Source organism: Streptomyces sp. NPDC088124 (genome assembly GCF_040685895.1).
Classification (GTDB): Bacteria; Actinomycetota; Actinomycetes; order Streptomycetales; family Streptomycetaceae; genus Streptomyces.
Genome location: NZ_JBFBJB010000014.1, coordinates 84,312 through 101,140 on the forward strand (window position 1 = coordinate 84,312; position 16,829 = coordinate 101,140).

General features: G+C 73.5%; 13 protein-coding genes. 6 read left to right on the forward strand and 7 right to left on the reverse strand.

Going from position 1 to position 16,829, the window contains the following annotated elements:
- Positions 1–173 precede the first annotated feature (173 nt).
- Positions 174–1,799: an alpha/beta fold hydrolase gene (locus AB0P17_RS13890; protein ID WP_365810623.1), complete on the reverse strand. Its 1,626-nt coding sequence runs from the start codon at positions 1,797–1,799 to the stop codon at positions 174–176.
- A gap of 93 nt (positions 1,800–1,892) precedes the next feature.
- Here AB0P17_RS13890 and AB0P17_RS13895 point away from each other — a divergent pair, with 93 nt between their 5' ends.
- From AB0P17_RS13895 to AB0P17_RS13920, 6 genes are all read left to right on the forward strand, one after another.
- Positions 1,893–2,885, forward strand: coding sequence for a MerR family transcriptional regulator (locus AB0P17_RS13895; protein WP_365810624.1), 993 nt, complete (start codon positions 1,893–1,895; stop codon positions 2,883–2,885).
- A gap of 326 nt (positions 2,886–3,211) precedes the next feature.
- Complete coding sequence (locus AB0P17_RS13900; protein WP_365810626.1) at positions 3,212–4,762, forward strand: condensation domain-containing protein; 1,551 nt, start codon at positions 3,212–3,214, stop codon at positions 4,760–4,762.
- Positions 4,762–6,225: a condensation domain-containing protein gene (locus AB0P17_RS13905; protein ID WP_365810778.1), complete on the forward strand. Its 1,464-nt coding sequence runs from the start codon at positions 4,762–4,764 to the stop codon at positions 6,223–6,225. Before AB0P17_RS13900 ends, AB0P17_RS13905 begins: the two co-directional genes overlap by 1 nt.
- 4 nt (positions 6,226–6,229) lie before the next feature.
- Positions 6,230–7,639 carry a condensation domain-containing protein gene (locus tag AB0P17_RS13910; protein ID WP_365810627.1) on the forward strand — a complete coding sequence of 470 codons (1,410 nt, stop codon included), beginning with the start codon at positions 6,230–6,232 and terminating at the stop codon, positions 7,637–7,639.
- A gap of 128 nt (positions 7,640–7,767) precedes the next feature.
- Entirely contained in the window at positions 7,768–9,369 is a 1,602-nt protein-coding gene (locus tag AB0P17_RS13915; protein WP_365810629.1) for a DUF2079 domain-containing protein, read from the forward strand.
- 76 nt (positions 9,370–9,445) lie between these two features.
- Positions 9,446–10,084, forward strand: a complete 639-nt coding sequence (locus AB0P17_RS13920) for a histone deacetylase (protein ID WP_365810631.1) — start codon at positions 9,446–9,448, stop codon at positions 10,082–10,084.
- Here the strand turns inward: AB0P17_RS13920 and AB0P17_RS13925 are convergent.
- From AB0P17_RS13925 to AB0P17_RS13950, 6 genes are all read right to left on the reverse strand, one after another.
- Positions 10,077–11,441: a Gfo/Idh/MocA family oxidoreductase gene (locus AB0P17_RS13925; protein ID WP_365810633.1), complete on the reverse strand. Its 1,365-nt coding sequence runs from the start codon at positions 11,439–11,441 to the stop codon at positions 10,077–10,079. The two genes, AB0P17_RS13920 and AB0P17_RS13925, sit on opposite strands and share 8 nt — an antisense overlap.
- Positions 11,442–11,465: 24 nt before the next feature.
- Positions 11,466–12,389 carry a class II fructose-bisphosphate aldolase gene (locus AB0P17_RS13930; RefSeq protein ID WP_365810635.1) on the reverse strand — a complete coding sequence of 308 codons (924 nt, stop codon included), beginning with the start codon at positions 12,387–12,389 and terminating at the stop codon, positions 11,466–11,468.
- 50 nt (positions 12,390–12,439) lie between these two features.
- Entirely contained in the window at positions 12,440–13,756 is a 1,317-nt protein-coding gene (locus tag AB0P17_RS13935) for an alpha-glucosidase/alpha-galactosidase (RefSeq protein ID WP_365810637.1), read from the reverse strand.
- Complete coding sequence (locus tag AB0P17_RS13940) at positions 13,756–14,817, reverse strand: sugar kinase (RefSeq protein ID WP_365810639.1); 1,062 nt, start codon at positions 14,815–14,817, stop codon at positions 13,756–13,758. The genes AB0P17_RS13935 and AB0P17_RS13940 overlap by 1 nt, the downstream gene beginning before the upstream one ends.
- Positions 14,818–14,897: 80 nt before the next feature.
- Positions 14,898–15,755, reverse strand: a complete 858-nt coding sequence (locus AB0P17_RS13945; protein ID WP_365810641.1) for a carbohydrate ABC transporter permease — start codon at positions 15,753–15,755, stop codon at positions 14,898–14,900.
- The gene (locus AB0P17_RS13950) at positions 15,752–16,765 is read right to left on the reverse strand and encodes a sugar ABC transporter permease (RefSeq protein ID WP_365810643.1); all 1,014 of its coding nucleotides are present in this window, start codon (positions 16,763–16,765) and stop codon (positions 15,752–15,754) included. The genes AB0P17_RS13945 and AB0P17_RS13950 overlap by 4 nt, the downstream gene beginning before the upstream one ends.
- Positions 16,766–16,829: the final 64 nt, after the last annotated feature.

Genomic DNA, 16,829 nt, shown 5'->3' on the forward strand with positions numbered 1-16,829 from the left:
TCCCCCTCCACCCGGCGTCACTCGGATCGACACTCAGCAGAGTGCCGGTATCCGGCCCCCGGCGCGGCGTGATCTCCGCCCGTTCACCTCTCGACCGTCCGTACGGCGTGCGGGAGTACGCCTTGGGTACAGGTGTCGGCTTTTCGCAGGGGCCGGGGGCCGGGCGGGCGCCTTTACGAGGGCCGGTCCCCCGGGCTCGCCGTCAGCGCGGCCAGCACCGATCGCGCCGCTCGTTCCACCGCGCGCCGCGCCTGCTCGACCGCCTCGGGGTCGGCGGCGTGGTCGAAGGCGTCGAAGCCGTGGTGGGCGAGCGGCACGTCGATCACCTCCACCCTCGCCCCGCTGCCCTCGGCCGCGGTCAGGAACTCCTCGACCGTCGCCGCGATCTCCGGCCGCTCCCTGCCCACCCGGGTCAGCACGATCGGCAGCGGCCCGGCGCCGGCGATCCTCGCCGCGGGACGGAAGCGCGGTTCCACCAGGCTCCAGCCGGGGATCGGCGCGAGCACGGGGTACGTCGCCGCCACGCACCGGAGCCATGGCGGCGGCGCCGCGAGCCAGTCCGCCAGCAGGAGTCCGCCGCCGGAGAAGAACCACAGGGCGACGCGCTCCCCGTCGACGCGCGGATCGGCCCGTACGCGCTCGACCGCCGCGACGACGTCCTCGGCGGCGCGGGCGTAGTCGGTCAGCCCGTGCAGGCGGTGATCCACCGTGACGCCGACGGCTCCCAGGCTCGCCGCGTACCGCCCGTAACCGGTGAAGAGCGGCCAGTCCCGGGGGGTGGGGCGGGTGTCGGCGGGGAGCGGGCCGCCATGGACGAAGACGATCGCCGGGCTGGGCGGAGGGACGGGGCGGGACGTGGACGTGGAGGTATGCGTCTCGGGGAAGTACGTGGTCGTGCGTTCCGTTCGTTCCACGCCGCCGGTCGACGGTCGATCGGTCACGTTCGGAACGGTCGCCACGTCCAGGATGAACGGCCGCTCGTTCGTGGGGCCTTCGCGCCGCTCCGCCGTGACGCGGTGTCCTTCGTCCGCCGCCGCCCGCAGGAGTACGCCGGCCAGCTCGTCCGGGACCGAGAGCATCGGCCAGTGGCCGGTGTCCAGTTCGAAGAAGCCCACCCACGGTTCGGCCAGCGCCAGGAAGCGCGGCAGTCCCGTCGCCACCACCAACTCGACCTGCGCGATGCCCGAGCCGTTGGCCGTGCAGAAGATGCCGGTCGTCGGCAGCGCGGCGAGCGCGTCCGCGTGCGTCAGGCGGAGCGGCTGGGTGAGCGTGCCCAGCGGCTGGGGCGCGGCGTGCCGGACCAGCCGGTCCAGCGCGGCCTCGGAGAGACCGGCCGTGCCGCCCCAGCGCTCGGGTTCGGCGGCGGACGGCGGGTCCGCCAGCCACTCGTGCCCGTTCGGTGCCTCCCCCGCCTCCCGCGCCGCCAGCCGGTCGCGGATCGCCTGGTCGGGGGCGAGCGCCAGCGCCACGTCGCCGTCCTGGGGCAGGCCCGCGTCGAGGTGGACGATCCGGGCGACCCGCTCCGGGCGCCGGTCCGCCGCGCCGAGCACCGGGTGGATGCCGTAGCAGTGGCCCACCAGGACCACGCCCTCCGGAGCGGGGATGGTGTCCAGCAGGTTCACCAGGTCCTGGATGTGCGTCTCCAGGTCCGTGTCCGGGCCCGCCAGGTGCCGGCGGTCGCCCATGCCGGTGAGCGTCGCCTCGTACACCTGGGCGCCCGCCGCCCGCAGCCGGGCGCTCACCTCCTGCCACACCCAGCCACCGGTATGACCGCCCGACACCAGCACGAACGTGGTCATGGCCACCGCCCCCTCCGATTTCCGATCACCGATCTCGTACACCGATCGCGTACGCCGGTACCGTAGGAACTCCCCTTGAGGGAGGTTCAAGCCGTGGACGACAGCACGTGGGACGGCGACGGCACGTGGAGCATCGGGGAGCTGGCCCGGCGCGCGGGCGTCACCGTCAAGACCGTCCGCTTCTACTCCGACCGCGGGCTGCTGCCCGAGACCGCCCGCAGCTCCGGGGGCCACCGCCGGTACGGACCCGAGGCGCTCGACCGGCTCCGGCTGATCCGCTCGCTGCGCACCCTCGACCTGCCGGTCCCCGACGTGGGCCGGGTCCTCGGCGAGGAGGCCGCGCTGGAGGACGTCGTCGCCCGGCGGCTGCGGGAACTCGGCTCGCGACTGGCCGCCCTGCGCTGGCAGGAGGCCGCGCTCCGGTCGCTCCGGGAGTGCGCCGCCGGGGAACGCGCCGAGCGGCTGCGCCTCATCGGCGCCGTGACCGCGCCGCCCAGCACCGCCGCGCTCGCGCGCTTCTGGCGCCGTGAGCTGCCGGTGCGGCTGCCGGCCAAGCTGCGCGCCTCGATCGTGGACGCGGTGGTTCCGCAGCCGCCCGCCGATCCGGCGCCCGACCAGGTCCTGGCCTTCGCCCGGCTGCACGCGCTCGTCTCCGGCGCCAGGCCGCCGGCCGACCACTGGCGCTCCCCGGCCGGCCGGTCCATGTGCGGCAGGACCGACGAGGAGGTGCGCCCGGCCGTGCTCTACGAAGGGCTCAGCGAGGCGTTCGACCTGGCCTCCGCGGAGCTGCGGGCCCGGCGCGCGCCGTACGGGGGCGACGCGCTCGACTGCTTCGTCGCCGCGCACGCCCGTACGTACGGCGCCCGGGACACCCCCGAATTCCGGCGGCGGCTGCGCGTACTGCTCACGGTGACCGCCGATCCCGTCCTCGACCGCTACTGGGAACTCAGCGGCGAACTGTCCGGCCCCCTCGAACCGACGCTCGGCGCCGCCCAGGAGTGGCTGCGCGCCGCCCTGGAAGCAGAGTCGGCCAGTCCGGGTGACCGTCCCTTCCCGCGCCCGGCAGGCACGAACTCCGCCGAATAGTGGATCCGGCAACTCACGTTACACAGACGTGAAAACGATGTGCCCCCGGTGTGCCCTAATTGCCAACGCCCCGCGAATGCCTGACATTTGACACGTTGCAGCGGCCGCTCGGATCTGCGTAGCATTCACCACCGACGGAATCCGCGCCACGATCCCGTCTCGCGCCGATGGCCACCGCTGTCCGCCGGACGCCGAGTGGCGAAGACCTCCCCCGACGCGGAGTGGAATGAAACCCCGGTGGAATACCGGGGAAACAGGTCGTTCGCCACGCTCACCCCCCCACATGCAAAAACTGAGCGCAGGGCAGGCACGTGAAATTCACGAGTATGGACGAGTTGAATGTGACGCCGGGACTCCTGACCGTCTGGCGGGCCGTGCCGCGAGGTGTGGAACAAGGGACGCGGCAGGGCGTGGAGGGCGCCGCTGGGTGGGTCGCCGATGGGCGGGCCGCCTCGTATGTGCAGGAGGCGCATATCGCCGGCGCGTTGGCGGGTGGGCGCGGCACGGAACGGGATCCCGCCTGGCTGGCCACTGCTTTTGAGCTGCCTGGAGAGGCAAGGACAGAGGGCGGGGGCGGGGTGCTGGAAGCGGCGCTGCTCGCGTGGATCGATCGGCATGAGTCGCTGCGCAGCCGGCTGGTGCCGGAGGAGACGTCACGCGGCGGGCTGCGGCGCGACACCCTGCCGGTCGGAGGTGTGTCGCTGCGGCGCACCGTCGAGGGGAATTTCGCGTGCGGGAAGTCGCTCGCCTCCCGTATTGAGGAGGTGTTCGACGCGGAGACCGATCCGCTCGCCTGGCCGTCCTTCGTGTTCGCGACGGTCGAACACGCCGATGGGCACACGCTGTATCTCGGATTCGACCACTCAAATGTGGACGGGTATTCCATCCTGCTCATCGCCCATGAAATACATGAGCTGTACGCGGCGGTCGCCTCCGGAACCCGGGCCGCGCTGACCGAAGTCGGAAGTTATCTGGACTTCGCCGACATCGAACGTGAATACGCGGCGCTCGTGCACACCGAGCACGCGGCCGTCGTACGGTGGCGGGAATTCCTTGGCTCCGGGGGCGGCGGGCTTCCCGAATTTCCCGCACGGGGACGGGGGGAGCGGGGTGGGCTGGGTGATCCGGGTGAGCGGAGTGGCTCGGGCGGTTCCGGGCGGGAGCAGATCGGGGGGTGCGAGCTGCTGCTCGACGCCGACGCGGCCCATGCCTTCCAGCGCGCCTGCCGCCCCCACGGCGGCAACTTCCTCACCGGTGTCCTCACCTGTCTCGCCCTCGCCGCCCGCGAGGAGGAACAGGGGGAGAGGGAATTGGGGTGGGAGTCCGGTGAGTTCCGGGCGCTCACGCCGTTCCACACGCGCGGCGACGCCCGGTGGGCGCACTCCGTCGGCTGGTACGTCGGGCTGGCTCCGCTCCGCTTCCCCGTGCGCCGCGGCGACTCCTTCGCCGACATCCTGACCGCCGCCTCCACCGCGCTCGACGGGGCCGGGGAGATGGCGGCGATACCGTTCCCCCGGGTCTCCGAACTGCTCGGGAGGCGGCTGGAGCCGCGGTTCGTCGTGTCGTACATGGACATGCGCAGGACGCCCGGCGCCCGCCGGTGGGGCGAGTGGAAGGCGGCGGCGCTGCGCAGCCGCCGCGTCCATCCCGACGAGGTCTACCTCTGGGTCAACCGCTCGTACGACGGCGTCCATCTGAGCTTCCGCCACCCCGCCACCGAACCCGCCCGGCACGCCGTCTCCCGCCTCGTCGCCGGGACCGGGCGGCTGATGCGGCGCCTCGCCGCCGAGGGCGTGCCCGGCACGGCGGTCCATGTCAAGAACGTACTTCCGCGGGACCTCGTGCCCGCCCGGCAGCAGGAGCCCGCCCCGTGTTGATGACCCCCATCGCCGAACTCACGCCCGCACCGGGTGAGTTGGTGACTTTCCAGGTACCCGCGTCCGCCTCGGCCACCTCCGCCGTCTCACCGGTGCCGCCCTCGTACGTCCAGGAGAACCACGTACGGCGGCTGCTCGCCCACCGGGCGGCGGGCCGGGCCCAGTCCGCGTGGGTCGGGATCATGTACGACGTGCCGGGGCGGCTGGACACCGGCGCCCTGGCCTCGGCGCTGCGCGCGTGGGTGCTGCGCCACCCGACCCTGCTCAGCTGGTTCTCCGTCCAGTCCGTCCAGGACGGCGGAGGCATTCTGCGCCATGTCGTCGATCCCGCGGGGGTGTCGGTCGAGGCCGCGTCCGCCGGCGCGTACGACTCCCCCGCCGCCATCCGCGACTGGCTGCTGGAGCTCTTCGACACCGGTACGGACCCGCTCGACTGGCCGCCCTTCGTGGTCGGTGCGGTGGTACGGGACGATGTCTCGACCGTCTACTACGCCGTCGACCACTGTCACAGCGACGGCCTCTCCGCGCTCCTCGTCTTCGCCGAACTGCGCGCGCTGTACGAGGCGGCCGTGGCCGGGACGGTCGCGGAGCTCCCCGAGACCGGCAGCTACGTCGACTTCTGCGCCCTGGAACGGGAGCGGTCCGCGCTGCTGACGGCCGACTCGCCCGAGGTGCGCCGCTGGCTGGAGTTCTTCCGCGCCGGGCCGCCGCCCACCTTCCCGCTGGACCTGGGCACCGAGCCGGGCGCGGCCTACCCCAAGCTCTCGCTCTCCCTGGACCTGCTCGACGCCGCGGAGACGGACGCCTTCGCCAAGGTCTGCCGGACCCACGGCGCCGGGTTCTCCGCCGGGGTGCTCGCCGCGCTCGGCATCAGCGGGTACGAACTGGGCGGCCACGACACGTACCGCGCGCTCTCCGTCGTCCACACCCGGGACGAGCCGCGCTGGCTGCTCTCCCAGGGGTGGTTCATCAACCTCGTCCCCGTCGAGTTCCCGGTCGTCCCGGTCGGTCCGGTCGGTCCGGTCGGTCCAGAGGCGGGGGACGCGGCAGGCTCGGCGGGCGGCGGGCTCGCCGAGGTGCTGACCGGCGCCCGGACCGCCTTCGCGCGGGCGCGCGAGCTGGCCGGGGTCTCCCCGGTACGGGTCGCCGAGCTGGTCCCGGGGCTGGCGGTGCAGCCGGGCGCCGGGGCCGTGCTGCCCATGGTGTCGTACGTCGACCTGCGCCACGCGCCCGGTTCGCAGGACTGGGCGGAGGCCAACTGCCACGGGCTCGCCGGGCCCGGGACCAGCACGGACGTGCCGATCTGGGTGAACCGCCTCTGGGACCGTACGTACGTCAAGGTCACCTACCCGGACACCGCGGCGGCCCGCGCGAACGTACCGCGCTTCCTGGAGCGGCTGCGGGACGTACTGCGCGAGATCGCCCGGACCGGTGAGTACCGGGTGCGGGCCACGGGGGACTGACTCCGTGCGCGTCACGACGATGGACCGGTACGCGCCCCCGCCCGGCCGGGCGGTCGAGTTCGTGCCGTCCCCCGCCGCCCTCCACGCGGCGGCCGGCTCCCCCGCCGTCCCCGTCCCGCCCTCCGTCAACCAGCGGTTCCATCTCGCCACCGCGGAGTACACCCCGGCCGGCTCGGGGCACTGGCTCGCCTGCGCCTTCGACCTCCCGCCCGGGCCCGTCGATCTCGACGCGCTGCGCGCCGCGTTCGAGGCGTGGGGGCGGCGGCACGAGACGCTGCGCAGCGGCTTCCGGGGGAAGGGCACGGAGCCGGAGCGGTACGTCGTGGCGGCTTCCGCGTACGAACTGGTCGCGCGGGACGCCGGAACGTACCCGAGCGGCGGGGGCGCCCGGGAGTGGCTGACCCGGCGGCTCGGCGCCACCTGCCGGCCGCTGAGCTGGCCCTCGTACCTCTTCGCCGTGGTGGTGCGTCCCGGCGGCGGGACCGTGTTCTGCGGGTTCGACCACTGCAATGCCGACGCCTACTCGCTGGCCGTCGCGGTGCGGGAGATCCGGGAGGGCTACGCCGAGGCCAAGGCCGCGGGTGCCGGTGACGGTCCCGCCGGTACCGGTCCCGGCTCTCCGCCCGCTACCGGCAGCTTCGTCGACTACTGCGCCGAGGAGGCCGAGCAGGTCTCGGCGGCGCGGCCGGTGGACGCCGGGGATCCGCGGGTGCGCGGGTGGGCGGAGTTCTTCGCCGGCTGCGGCGGGACCACGCCCGCCTTCCCGCTCCCCCTCGGCGTACCGCCCGGCGCCCGGGCCCCGCAGGGCACCGACACCCGGCCACTGCTCGGCGCGGACGCGGCGGACGCGTTCGAGGCGCGCTGCCGGGCGGCCGGGGGCAGCGGCTTCACCGGCGTGCTCACCGCCGTCGCCCTGGCCGCGCGCCGGCTCGGCGGCGGCGACGTCCTGCGGCTGTGCACACCGCTGCACACCCGGTACGAGGCGCGGTGGACGCACGCGGTGGGCTGGTTCACGACGGTCGCCCCGCTCACCCTGGACCTCACCGGCGTGCGCGGGATCGAGGACGGCGTACCCGCCGCGCGGGACGCCTTCCGGGCGGCGCGGACACTGGCCGAGGTGCCGTTCGCGCAGGTCCTGCCGGTGCTGGGCGGGACCTTCCGGCGGACGCGGGACGACGTGTTCATGGTGTCGTACATCGACTACCGGCGGCTGCCCGGCTCGGAGCACCACCGGGCGGCCGACGCCCACCACATCAGCAGCGTCACCACCGCCGACGACGCGCAGTTCTGGTTCTCCCGCACGCACGAGGGGCTCTTCCTGCGCTCACGCTTCCCGGCGGTCCCGGTCGCCGCAACGGTGGTCGGCGGGTTCGCCGACGCCGTCGGCCGGACGCTGGCCGGGCACCGGTCCTGACTCCGGCCCGGCCCCGGCCCCGATGAGCCTGGTGGTTCTTTTCGTCGTTCTTTTCGTCATACGGTGTCAACCGGACCGCCTTCCCGAGGCGTATACCTCCTGAGATCCGTTCACGTCCGGGGAGCCGCATGACCGTCGAGACCATCGAGGAGTTCCGCGAGGCGCTCGCGCGGGCCTGGAACCGGCGCGTGCGGCGGGTCCAGGACACCGGGCCCGGAACCGCGAGTCCGTCCCCGGACGAGACGGATGAGTCGGACGGGACCGACACGGCCGACAAGGCCGACAAGGCCGGCACGGCACAGCATCCCCCCATACCCGGGCCGGCCCCGCGCCGGCCCCTGCGTGACCGGGTCCGCCACCACCTGCGCGACCCGGCCTCCCTGGCCCCGTACGCCCTCGCCCTCGCCCTGTTCGGCGCGTACGCCACCCTCGCCGTCTGCCGCTACCGCAACATGGCGATCGCCTCCTGGGACCTGGGGATCTTCGAGCAGGCCGTACGGTCCTACGCCTCGCTGCGGACGCCCGTCGCCGACCTCAAGGGCCCCGGCACGAACATCCTCGGCGATCACTTCAGTCCCGTGACCGCGCTCCTCGCACCCGCCTACCGGCTCTTCCCGACGCCCGTCACCCTGCTGATCGCCCAGGCCGCGCTGTTCGCGCTCTCCGCCGTCCCCGTCACCCGCGCCGCCGGGCGGCTCCTCGGCCGCCGCGCCGGGCTCGCGCTCGGCGCCGCGTACGGCATGTCCTGGGGCCTCCAGCGCGCGATCGCCGTCGACTTCCACGAGATCGCCTTCGCCGTCCCGCTGATCGCCTTCTCCCTCGAAGCCCTGCTCGCGCACCGCTGGCGGGCCGCCCTGTGGTGGGCCGTCCCGCTGGTGCTGGTCAAGGAGGACCTGGGGCTGACCGCCGCCGCCCTGGCACTGCTGGTGGCGGTACGGGCCCGGCGCACACCCGCGTCGGGACGGATCGTCGCGCTCGCCCTCGGCGTCGCGGCGCTGACGACGCTCGCCGCGTACCTCACCTTCACCGTCGTCATCCCGGCCTTCAACTCGGCCGACACGTACGACTACTGGGCCAAGCTAGACGGCGGGAACGGTCCGCTCGACGGCGCCGACGTCAAGTTCCGTACGCTGCTGTGGCTGCTGCTGCCGACCACCGGCCTCCTCGCGCTCCGCTCCCCACTGCTGCTCGCCGCCCTGCCCACCCTCGGCTGGCGCTTCCTCTCGGCGGAGGAGCACTACTGGGGCACCGCCTGGCACTACAGCGCCGTCCTGATGCCGGTCCTGGCCCTCGCGCTCGCCGACGCGTGCGCGGGTGTGCGCCGCGCCCCGCGCGCCCGCCCGTGGACGCGCTCGTACGCGTACCACCTCCCCGCGGCGACCGCCGCCGCCGCGCTCGCCCTGACGACGTCGCTGCCGCTCTCGGCACTGACCGAGCCCGCCGCGTACCGCGTGCCCGACCGGATCAGAGAGGCGGAGGCGCTGCTGGAGCGGATCCCCGACGGCGCGACCGTCGAGGCCAACATCGCCCCGATCAGCCGGCTCACCTCCCGCTGCCGGGTCTTCTGGGTGGGCGGCACACGGGGCGTCATCCCCGACTACATCGCGCTCGACAACCGGGGCGGCCGGGTGACCGATCCGCCCGCGTACGCGAGGAATCTCCACCCGAAGGCGGCGTACCGGGTGGCCGGCGAGGCGGGCGGCTTCCTGCTGCTGGAGCTACGGTCTTGACGGCGGCGGGCGGCCGACGAAAGCGGCCGAAGCCCGATGAAACGGGACGGGACCGGAGTGGACGGGGCTGGAGTGGATGGCTGAGCGGGCGACGGAGCCGCGCCGGGTCTGGTACACCTCGTACGGTTCCAACACACACCTCGGCCGGCTGGCCCACTACCTCGGCGGCGGCCGTCCGCCCGGCGCCGCGCGCGCCCACCCCGGGTGCCGGGACCGGCGTCCGCCGGCCGTCTCCGTGCCGGTCGAGCTGACGGGCGCGCTGTACTTCGCCACCGAGTCCCTCCTGTGGGGAGGCGGCCGTGCCTTCTACGACCCGGACGCCCCCGGCCGGGTCCTCGCCCGCGCGCATCTCGTCACCGTGGGGCAGTTCTCGGACATCGCCGCCCAGGAGATGTACCGGGAGCCGGGCACCGACCTCGATCTGTCGCGGGTGCTGGCCACCGGCCGGCAGAGCCTCGGGGACGGGCGGTACGAGACGCTGGTCCGCCCGGGGACGCTCGACGGCCTGCCGCTCCTCACGTTCACCGCGCCCTGGCATCTGGACGACGTCCCGTGGAACCCGCCCTCCGCCGCCTACCTCGGCCATCTCCGCGCCGGCCTGCGGGAGACGGGCGCCTGGGACCCGGCCACGATCGCGGCGTACCTGGCGGCCTGCCCCGGCGCGGCCGGGCACTGGAGCGCGGCGGAGGTGGCGGCGCTGGACGACGTCAGCTGAGCCGGCCGACCTCGCCGACTCCACCGGTCCCGTTGACCCCACCGGTCCCGTTGACCCCGCTGACCCCGTCCCGCCCGACACGCACCACCCGGCCCGTCGTCCTCGCCTCCTCCGCGGCCCACACCACCCGGTGCGTGGCCAGGCTCTCCTCGCCCGTGGACCGCAGCAGCGAGGGGTCCCCGGTGGCCACGGCCGTGAGGAACGCGTCGGTCAGCGCCTCGTCGCCACCGCCGTGGCCGTCCTCCGCCGCGGTGTCCGTGCCGGTGAGCGGGTCGGCCGCCGCGTCGGTCAGCGCCTCGATCAGCGCCTCGGAGCCGTCGCGGAAGTCGACCACCCGGAGCCGGTGCCCGTCACCGTCCACGAAGCCGTGCGTGCCGAGGAGTTGGGTACGGCGCTGCGCCATCGGCGTGAAGGCGCTCATCGTGAACGAGCAGGTGGCCCCGGACGGGAACTCCATCGCCACCACCTGGTGGTCGACCACGTCGTTGTCGCACGCGTACACGCACCGCCCGTACGGCCCGGTCCGCAGCGCGTCCAGCACGCCCCGCTCGGTGTGGTCGGCGGTGACCGCCGACAGCGGCCAGAACTCGTCGTCCGGGTCGCCGAGACAGCCGAGGTAGAGCCGCTTCGCCGAGTACGGGCAGCCGGGCTCCAGCGGACAGTCGAGGCAGCGCGCGGTGGCGCCGGGCGGGGTGTCCTCGGTACGGAAATGGGTCAGGCTCCCGAAGGAGCTGACCCGGTCCGGGAGCTCGCCGAGGACATGGACCAGCCAGTCGATGTCGTGGCACGACTTGGTCAGCAGCATGGGGGCCGAGGTGTCCTGGCGGCGCCAGTTGCCCCGTACGAAGGAGTGCGCGTGGTGCCACCAGCCGACGGGTTCGAGGTGCTGGACGCTGACCAGCCGCCCGATGCGCCCGCTGTCCAGCAGGTCCTTGAGGGTCCGGGTGTACGGGGTGTGGCGCAGGACGTGGCAGACGGCCAGCATGACGCCGGCGCGGCGGGCCGCCTCCGTGATGGCGGCCGCCTCGGACTCGGTCGTCGCCATCGGCTTTTCGAGGAGCAGGTGGTGACCGAGCCCGGCCAGCGCCACGGCGGGGCCGGTGTGCTCCCGGTCCTGCGTGGCGATGACGGCGGCGTCGGCCGACCGCCCCGCCGCCGCGAGTTCACGCCACCCGGGGAACACCCGCTCCTCGGGTACGGCGAACTCGGCGGCGGCCGCGGCGCGTCGGCGCGGGTCGGGCTCGGCGAGCGCGACGACCGTGCCGGCTCCTCCGGCGACGGCGTGGCGTGCGTAGGTGAGCCCGCGCAGACCGGCGCCGATGAGCGCCAGCCGGACCGGGGGTGTCGTTCCGGGCATCCCGCTCTCCCTCCGTGGGTGATGTCAGCTCGCCGCGGGCTCGGGCTCGGGCTCATGTTCCTGCGGCGGTTCCGCCTCTTCCGCCAGCAGCCGCAGCAGCCGGGCCACCTCCCCGGCCATCGCGTCCCGCCCCGGGCCCAGATAGCGGCGCGGGTCCACGGTCCCGGGGCGGGCGGCGAGCCGGTCCCGTACCTCCGCGGTGAAGACGCCGTTGAGGTGGGTCGAGATGTTGACCTTGCGCATCCCGGCGCGCACCGCCGCCACCAGTGTCCGGTCGTCCACCCCCGACGAGCCGTGCAGCACCAGCGGCACCGGCACCGCCGCGTGGAGTTCGGCGATGAGGGCGAGGTCGAGGGCGGCCGTGCGCCGGGTCATCCGGTGCGCGGTACCGACGGCGACGGCCAGCGCGTCCACACCCGTGTCCGCCACGAAGCGGGCCGCCTCGGCCGGGTCGGTCCGTACGCCGGGCGTGTGGGCGCTCTCCCCCGCGCTGTCCCCCGAGCTCTCCCCCGCGCCGTCCTCGGCCCGGTCCTTGCCGCCGACGGCGCCGAGTTCGGCCTCGACCCACACCCCGTGGTCGTGGCACCGGCGGGTGATCTCGCGGGTGCGGGAGAGGTTCTCGCTCCAGGGCAGCAGGGAGCCGTCGTACATGACGGAGGTGAAGCCGAGCCGTACGGCCTCCTTGACCAGATCGGTGTCGGTGGCGTGGTCCAGGTGGAGCGCCACGGGTACGCCGCTCTCCGCGATCGCCGCGTGGGCGGCGGCGGTGAGCGGGCCGAGGGCGCCCCGGTAGGCGGCGGCGTTCTCGCTGATCTGGACGATGACGGGGAGGCCGGCCCGGGCCGCGCCCGCGAGGACGGCTTCGAGCTGTTCGAGGAGGACGACGTTGAACGCGCCGACGCCGCTCGCGGTGCGGGCGACCAGCTTGCCGGTGGGGGTCAGAGGCATGGTTCCTGTTCCTGGCAGATCCTGGAAGGGGGCGGAGGGACGGGCCGGCGTCAGAGGAGACCGACGGCCCGCAGCGACGGCTGGAGCAGATCGCCGTGGGCCAGCACCATGGCGTCGCACAGCTCCCAGACGCGTTCCACGGGCAGCGCGGCGGCGGTCGCCGGGTCCGCCATGGCGGCCTGCCGTACCGAGCGCGGGTCGTCCTCCAGCGCGGCCCTGACCACCAGGTCGTTCATGCTCAGATAGCCGCGGTTGAGCGCGGCGCACTGGGCGGGCAGCGCGCCGATCCTGGTCGGCTGCACGCCCGACGCGTCGACCAGGCACGGGACTTCGACGGTGCCGGTCGCGGGGAGGTTGTCGATCAGCCCGTGGTTGGGGACATTGCCGTAGACGGTGCGCGGGGTGCCGGTGGTGATGCTGTGGATGACCTGGGGCGCGTACTCCATCGTGCCCTCGACATCGAGCGGGGTCCCGGCGCCGAGCGCCTCGCGGGTCTTCTCGTACAGGGCGACGTTCTCCTCGACGATCCCGAGGTACGCGCCGACGGGCAGCCGGAGCCGCTCGATCTCGCTGTCGTGGTGCAGGTACCAGGGCACGTACTCGGCGGAGTGCTCGCTCGTCTCGGTCGGGTAGTAGCCGAGGCGCCGGTACATGTCGACGCGTACGCGGCGCCGCAACTGGGAGTCGGTGGCGATGAGTTCGTCGAGCCGGGGGTAGAGATCCGCGCCGTTGTGCTCGAACCGCAGCAGCCACGACTGGTGGTTGACCCCGGCGGCGCGGTACGTGACCTCCTCGTACGGCACGTTCAGCAGCGCGGAGAGGTCGCGCAGCGTCCAGTAGACGGAGTGGCACAGGCCCACGACACGCGTCAGCCCGGTGGCGGCGGTGAGGTACTGGACGTTCATCGCCATGGGGTTGGTGTAGTTGAGCAGCCAGGCGTCCGGGCACAGCTCCGCGATGTCCGCGCCGAGCGCCTTCAGTACGGGGAAGGTGCGCAGCGCGCGGAAGATGCCGCCGACGCCGAGGGTGTCGCCGATGGTCTGGCGCACGCCGTGGCGGGCGGGCACGTCGAAGTCGGTACGGGTCGACTCGCCCATGCCGACCTGGATGATGTTGATGACGAAGTCGGCGCCGGCCAGGGCCTCGCGCCGGTCCGGGTGCGCCGTGACGGTGACGTACGGGGTGACCTCGGCGCGGTCGGCGATGTGGCGGGCCGCGCCGTGGGCGGTCGCCAGCCGCTCCGGATCGATGTCGTGCAGGGCGATGTGGAGGTCGCGGAGGTCGGGAAAGGCGAAGAGGTCCGTCAGGAGCCCCTGGGTGAAGACGACGCTTCCGGCGCCGATGAAGGCGATCTTCGTGGTGGTCATCAGACGTTCTTTCCGTTGCGGGTGTCGTTGCCGGTACCGGTGCGGGTGTCGTTGCGGGTGGAGGCAGAGGGAACAGGAGGAGCGGAGAGAAGCGCGGCATCCGCCTCGTCCCGGGTCGGCTGGGCGGGCGTGCCGCCGTACGCCCGCGTGGACAGGGCCCCGCAGACGGCGGCGAGTTCGAGCGCGTCGGCGTCGGAACGGCCCGCGAGCAGGCCGGCGACGAAGCCCGCGTCGAAGCTGTCGCCCGCGCCGACGGTGTCCAGCGGCTCGGCCGGGATGCCCCGCGTACGGAACGCGGTGCGGCCGTCGTGCACCAGGGCGCCGTCCGCTCCGTCCTTGACGGCCACCAGCGGTCCGCGAAGGGCGAGTTGGCGCGCCGCCTCCTCCAGGGGGGTGTCCTCGGGCAGTCCGGCCAGCGCGCGGGCCTCGCGGGCGTTGGGCAGCAGGAGGTCCGTGACGGCGAGCACCGCGCCGAGCCCGCCGGTGTCCCACTTCCCGGCCGGGTCGTCGTTGGTGTCCAGCGAGGTGGTGGCGCCCCGTTCGCGCGCCGTGCGGAAGAGCGCGGGCAGCGCCTCGGCCAGCCGTGGCAGCAGGAAGTACGAGGCCGCGTGCACATGGCGGCTGTCGCCGAGCAGCGCCTCGGGTACGTCGTCGGCGCGGGTGGCGGCGAGGGTGCCGGGCGCGGTGAGGATCGTACGGTCGCCGTCGCCGCGCGTCACCACGACCGTCAGCGGCGTGGACAGCGCGGGGTCGACCCGTACGGCGCTGGTGTCGACGCCCCGGGCGGCGAGCGCCGCCGTGACGAAGCGCCCCGCCTCGTCGTCCCCGACGCGCCCCGCGAAGGCGACCTTCAGCCCCAGCCGGGCGGCGCCCGCCGCCATGATCGCGGCGGAGCCGCCGAGGGTCAGCAGGCCGGTGTCGACGAGCTGTTCGCGCTGGCCGAAGGCGAGGGGCGCGACGAGGGGCCCGAGGACGATGTCGGGGTTGGCGTCCCCGATGACCAGCAGATCGAAGGCGTGTGACGTATCCGAGGCGTGTGAAGCATCCGAGGCGTGCGGCATCCGGTTTCCCTGGGCTTGAAATTCGGAGAGGTGAGCGGAGAGGCGATCGGAGAGGCGATCGGGCCTCCTGGCGGGCGGGCTCATCCCTTGAGCCCCGAGGAGGTGATGGACTGGACGAACGACTTCTGTGCGAAGAGGAAGGCGAGCAGCACCGGCAGCACGGTGATCACGTTGCCCGCCATGACCGCCGACCACTGCGTGTGGTGCAGCCCCTGGAAGGTCGTCAGCCCGAGCTGCAGCGTGTACTGCGTGTCGTGGTTGATGGCGATCAGCGGCCAGGTCAGGTCGTTCCAGGTGGTCAGGAAGGTCAGCACCGCCACCGTGCTCAGCGCGGGCCGCGACATCGGCAGCACGATGAGGAACAGCACGCGCAGCCGGGAACAGCCGTCCATCCAGGCGGCCTCCTCCAGTTCCCTGGGCAGGGACAGGAAGAACTGCCGCAGCAGGAAGACCGCGAACGGCGTGACCAGCGACGGCACGATCAGCGCGCCGAGGGTGTCGATCAGCCCGAGGCGCTTCATGACCAGGAAGGTGGGGATCATCGTGAGCTGGAACGGGATCGCCATCGTCGCGAGCATCAGCCCCATCAGCAGCCGGGACCCGGCGAACCGCATCCGGGCGAACGCGTATCCGCCGAGCGCGCCGAAGACCAGGTTGGACGTGACCGCGACGGCTGAGACGATCAGCGAGTTGGCGAACCAGCGCGGGAACATCGCGTTGCCGAGGACGTAGCGGTAGCCGCCGAGGTCGATCCCCGAGGGCCACAGGGCGGGCGGGAAGCGGTTGATCTCCGCGTTGCTCATCACGGAGCTGAGCAGCAGCCACACCAGCGGGACCGCGAAGACCAGCGCGAGCGGGGCGAGCAGCAGGTGCCAGGCGCTGAAGGGCAGCCACGTCCGGGCCCTGGGGCGCGACGCGGGTGGGGTGGTGACCGTCACTTGCCGGCTCCTTCCAGGAAGACCGGGCGTACGGAACGGCTCCGTACCAGCCGCAGCCCCACGGTGACCACGCCGAGCGCCACCGCGAGCACATAGGCCGCCGCCGCGCCGTAACCGGCCGTGAAATTCTTGAAGGCCTGCTCCCAGATGAAGTAGACGATCACCGTGGTCGAGCCGAGCGGCCCGCCCTTGGTCGTCACGTACACCAGGTCGAAGACCTGAAGGGCGTTGATGGTCTGCCACACCAGCAGGAACACGCTCACCGGCGTCAGCGCGGGCAGCGTGACGTGCCGCAGCAGGTGCCACGGCCCGGCGCCGTCCAGCCGCGCCGCCTCGATCAGGGACGGCTGGACGTCCTGGAGGGCGGCGAGGAGGACGACGACGCAGAAGCCGGTGCCGCTCCAGAGCGAGATCGCCACCAGTACGAACAGGGCCTGTCCCGGGTCGGAGAGGAAGCCCTGCGGGGAGATGCCGAGCTGGTGCAGTACGGAGTTGGCGGCGCCGAACTCCGGGTCGAGAATGAAGGAGAACAGCACGCCCTGCGCGGTGGCCGAGATGACGAACGGCACGAAGATCAGGGTCCGGTAGAGCCCCACGAGCCGGATGCGCCGGTTCAGTACGAGGGCGAGCGCCAGCCCGAGGCCGATGGAGAGCGGCACGTACAGCGCCGTGTAGACCAGGGTGTTCCGTACGGCCTCGCCGAAGTGCGGATCCTGGCGCAGCGCCCGGTAGTTGTCGAGGCCGACCCAGCGGCTGGGGGTGACCAGGTCGTCCGCCTGGAAGGAGAGCAGGAAGGACCAGAGGACGGGGACGACGCTCAGCCCGAGGATGATCAGGACGGCGGGCGTGATGAACGCCCAGGCGGTCGCGGATTCGCCGCGGCGCGGCGACGATCGGCCCGTACGGAGCGGGTGCGCCCCGGCGGGGCCCGCGCGTCGGCCGCGGTCGGGGCCGGTATCGGGGTCGGGGTCGGGGTCGGGGAGGGTGAGCGGGGCGGGCAGTCGCGGCATGGCGGTTTCTCCTGAGCGCGGTGACACGGTGTACGTGATGTACGCGGCGTACGCGATGACCGCG

What these genes read in the sequence shown, in the direction of transcription:
- AB0P17_RS13890 (WP_365810623.1), bottom strand. Translation starts at nt 1,799, where the DNA reads ATGACCACGTTCGTGCTGGTGTCGGGCGGTCATACCGGTGGCTGGGTG.
- AB0P17_RS13900 (WP_365810626.1), top strand. Translation starts at nt 3,212, where the DNA reads ATGGACGAGTTGAATGTGACGCCGGGACTCCTGACCGTCTGGCGGGCC.
- AB0P17_RS13905 (WP_365810778.1), top strand. Translation starts at nt 4,762, where the DNA reads ATGACCCCCATCGCCGAACTCACGCCCGCACCGGGTGAGTTGGTGACT.
- AB0P17_RS13915 (WP_365810629.1), top strand. Translation starts at nt 7,768, where the DNA reads ATGACCGTCGAGACCATCGAGGAGTTCCGCGAGGCGCTCGCGCGGGCC.
- AB0P17_RS13920 (WP_365810631.1), top strand. Translation starts at nt 9,446, where the DNA reads ATGGCTGAGCGGGCGACGGAGCCGCGCCGGGTCTGGTACACCTCGTAC.
- AB0P17_RS13925 (WP_365810633.1), bottom strand. Translation starts at nt 11,441, where the DNA reads ATGCCCGGAACGACACCCCCGGTCCGGCTGGCGCTCATCGGCGCCGGT.
- AB0P17_RS13930 (WP_365810635.1), bottom strand. Translation starts at nt 12,389, where the DNA reads ATGCCTCTGACCCCCACCGGCAAGCTGGTCGCCCGCACCGCGAGCGGC.
- AB0P17_RS13935 (WP_365810637.1), bottom strand. Translation starts at nt 13,756, where the DNA reads ATGACCACCACGAAGATCGCCTTCATCGGCGCCGGAAGCGTCGTCTTC.
- AB0P17_RS13940 (WP_365810639.1), bottom strand. Translation starts at nt 14,817, where the DNA reads ATGCCGCACGCCTCGGATGCTTCACACGCCTCGGATACGTCACACGCC.
- AB0P17_RS13950 (WP_365810643.1), bottom strand. Translation starts at nt 16,765, where the DNA reads ATGCCGCGACTGCCCGCCCCGCTCACCCTCCCCGACCCCGACCCCGAC.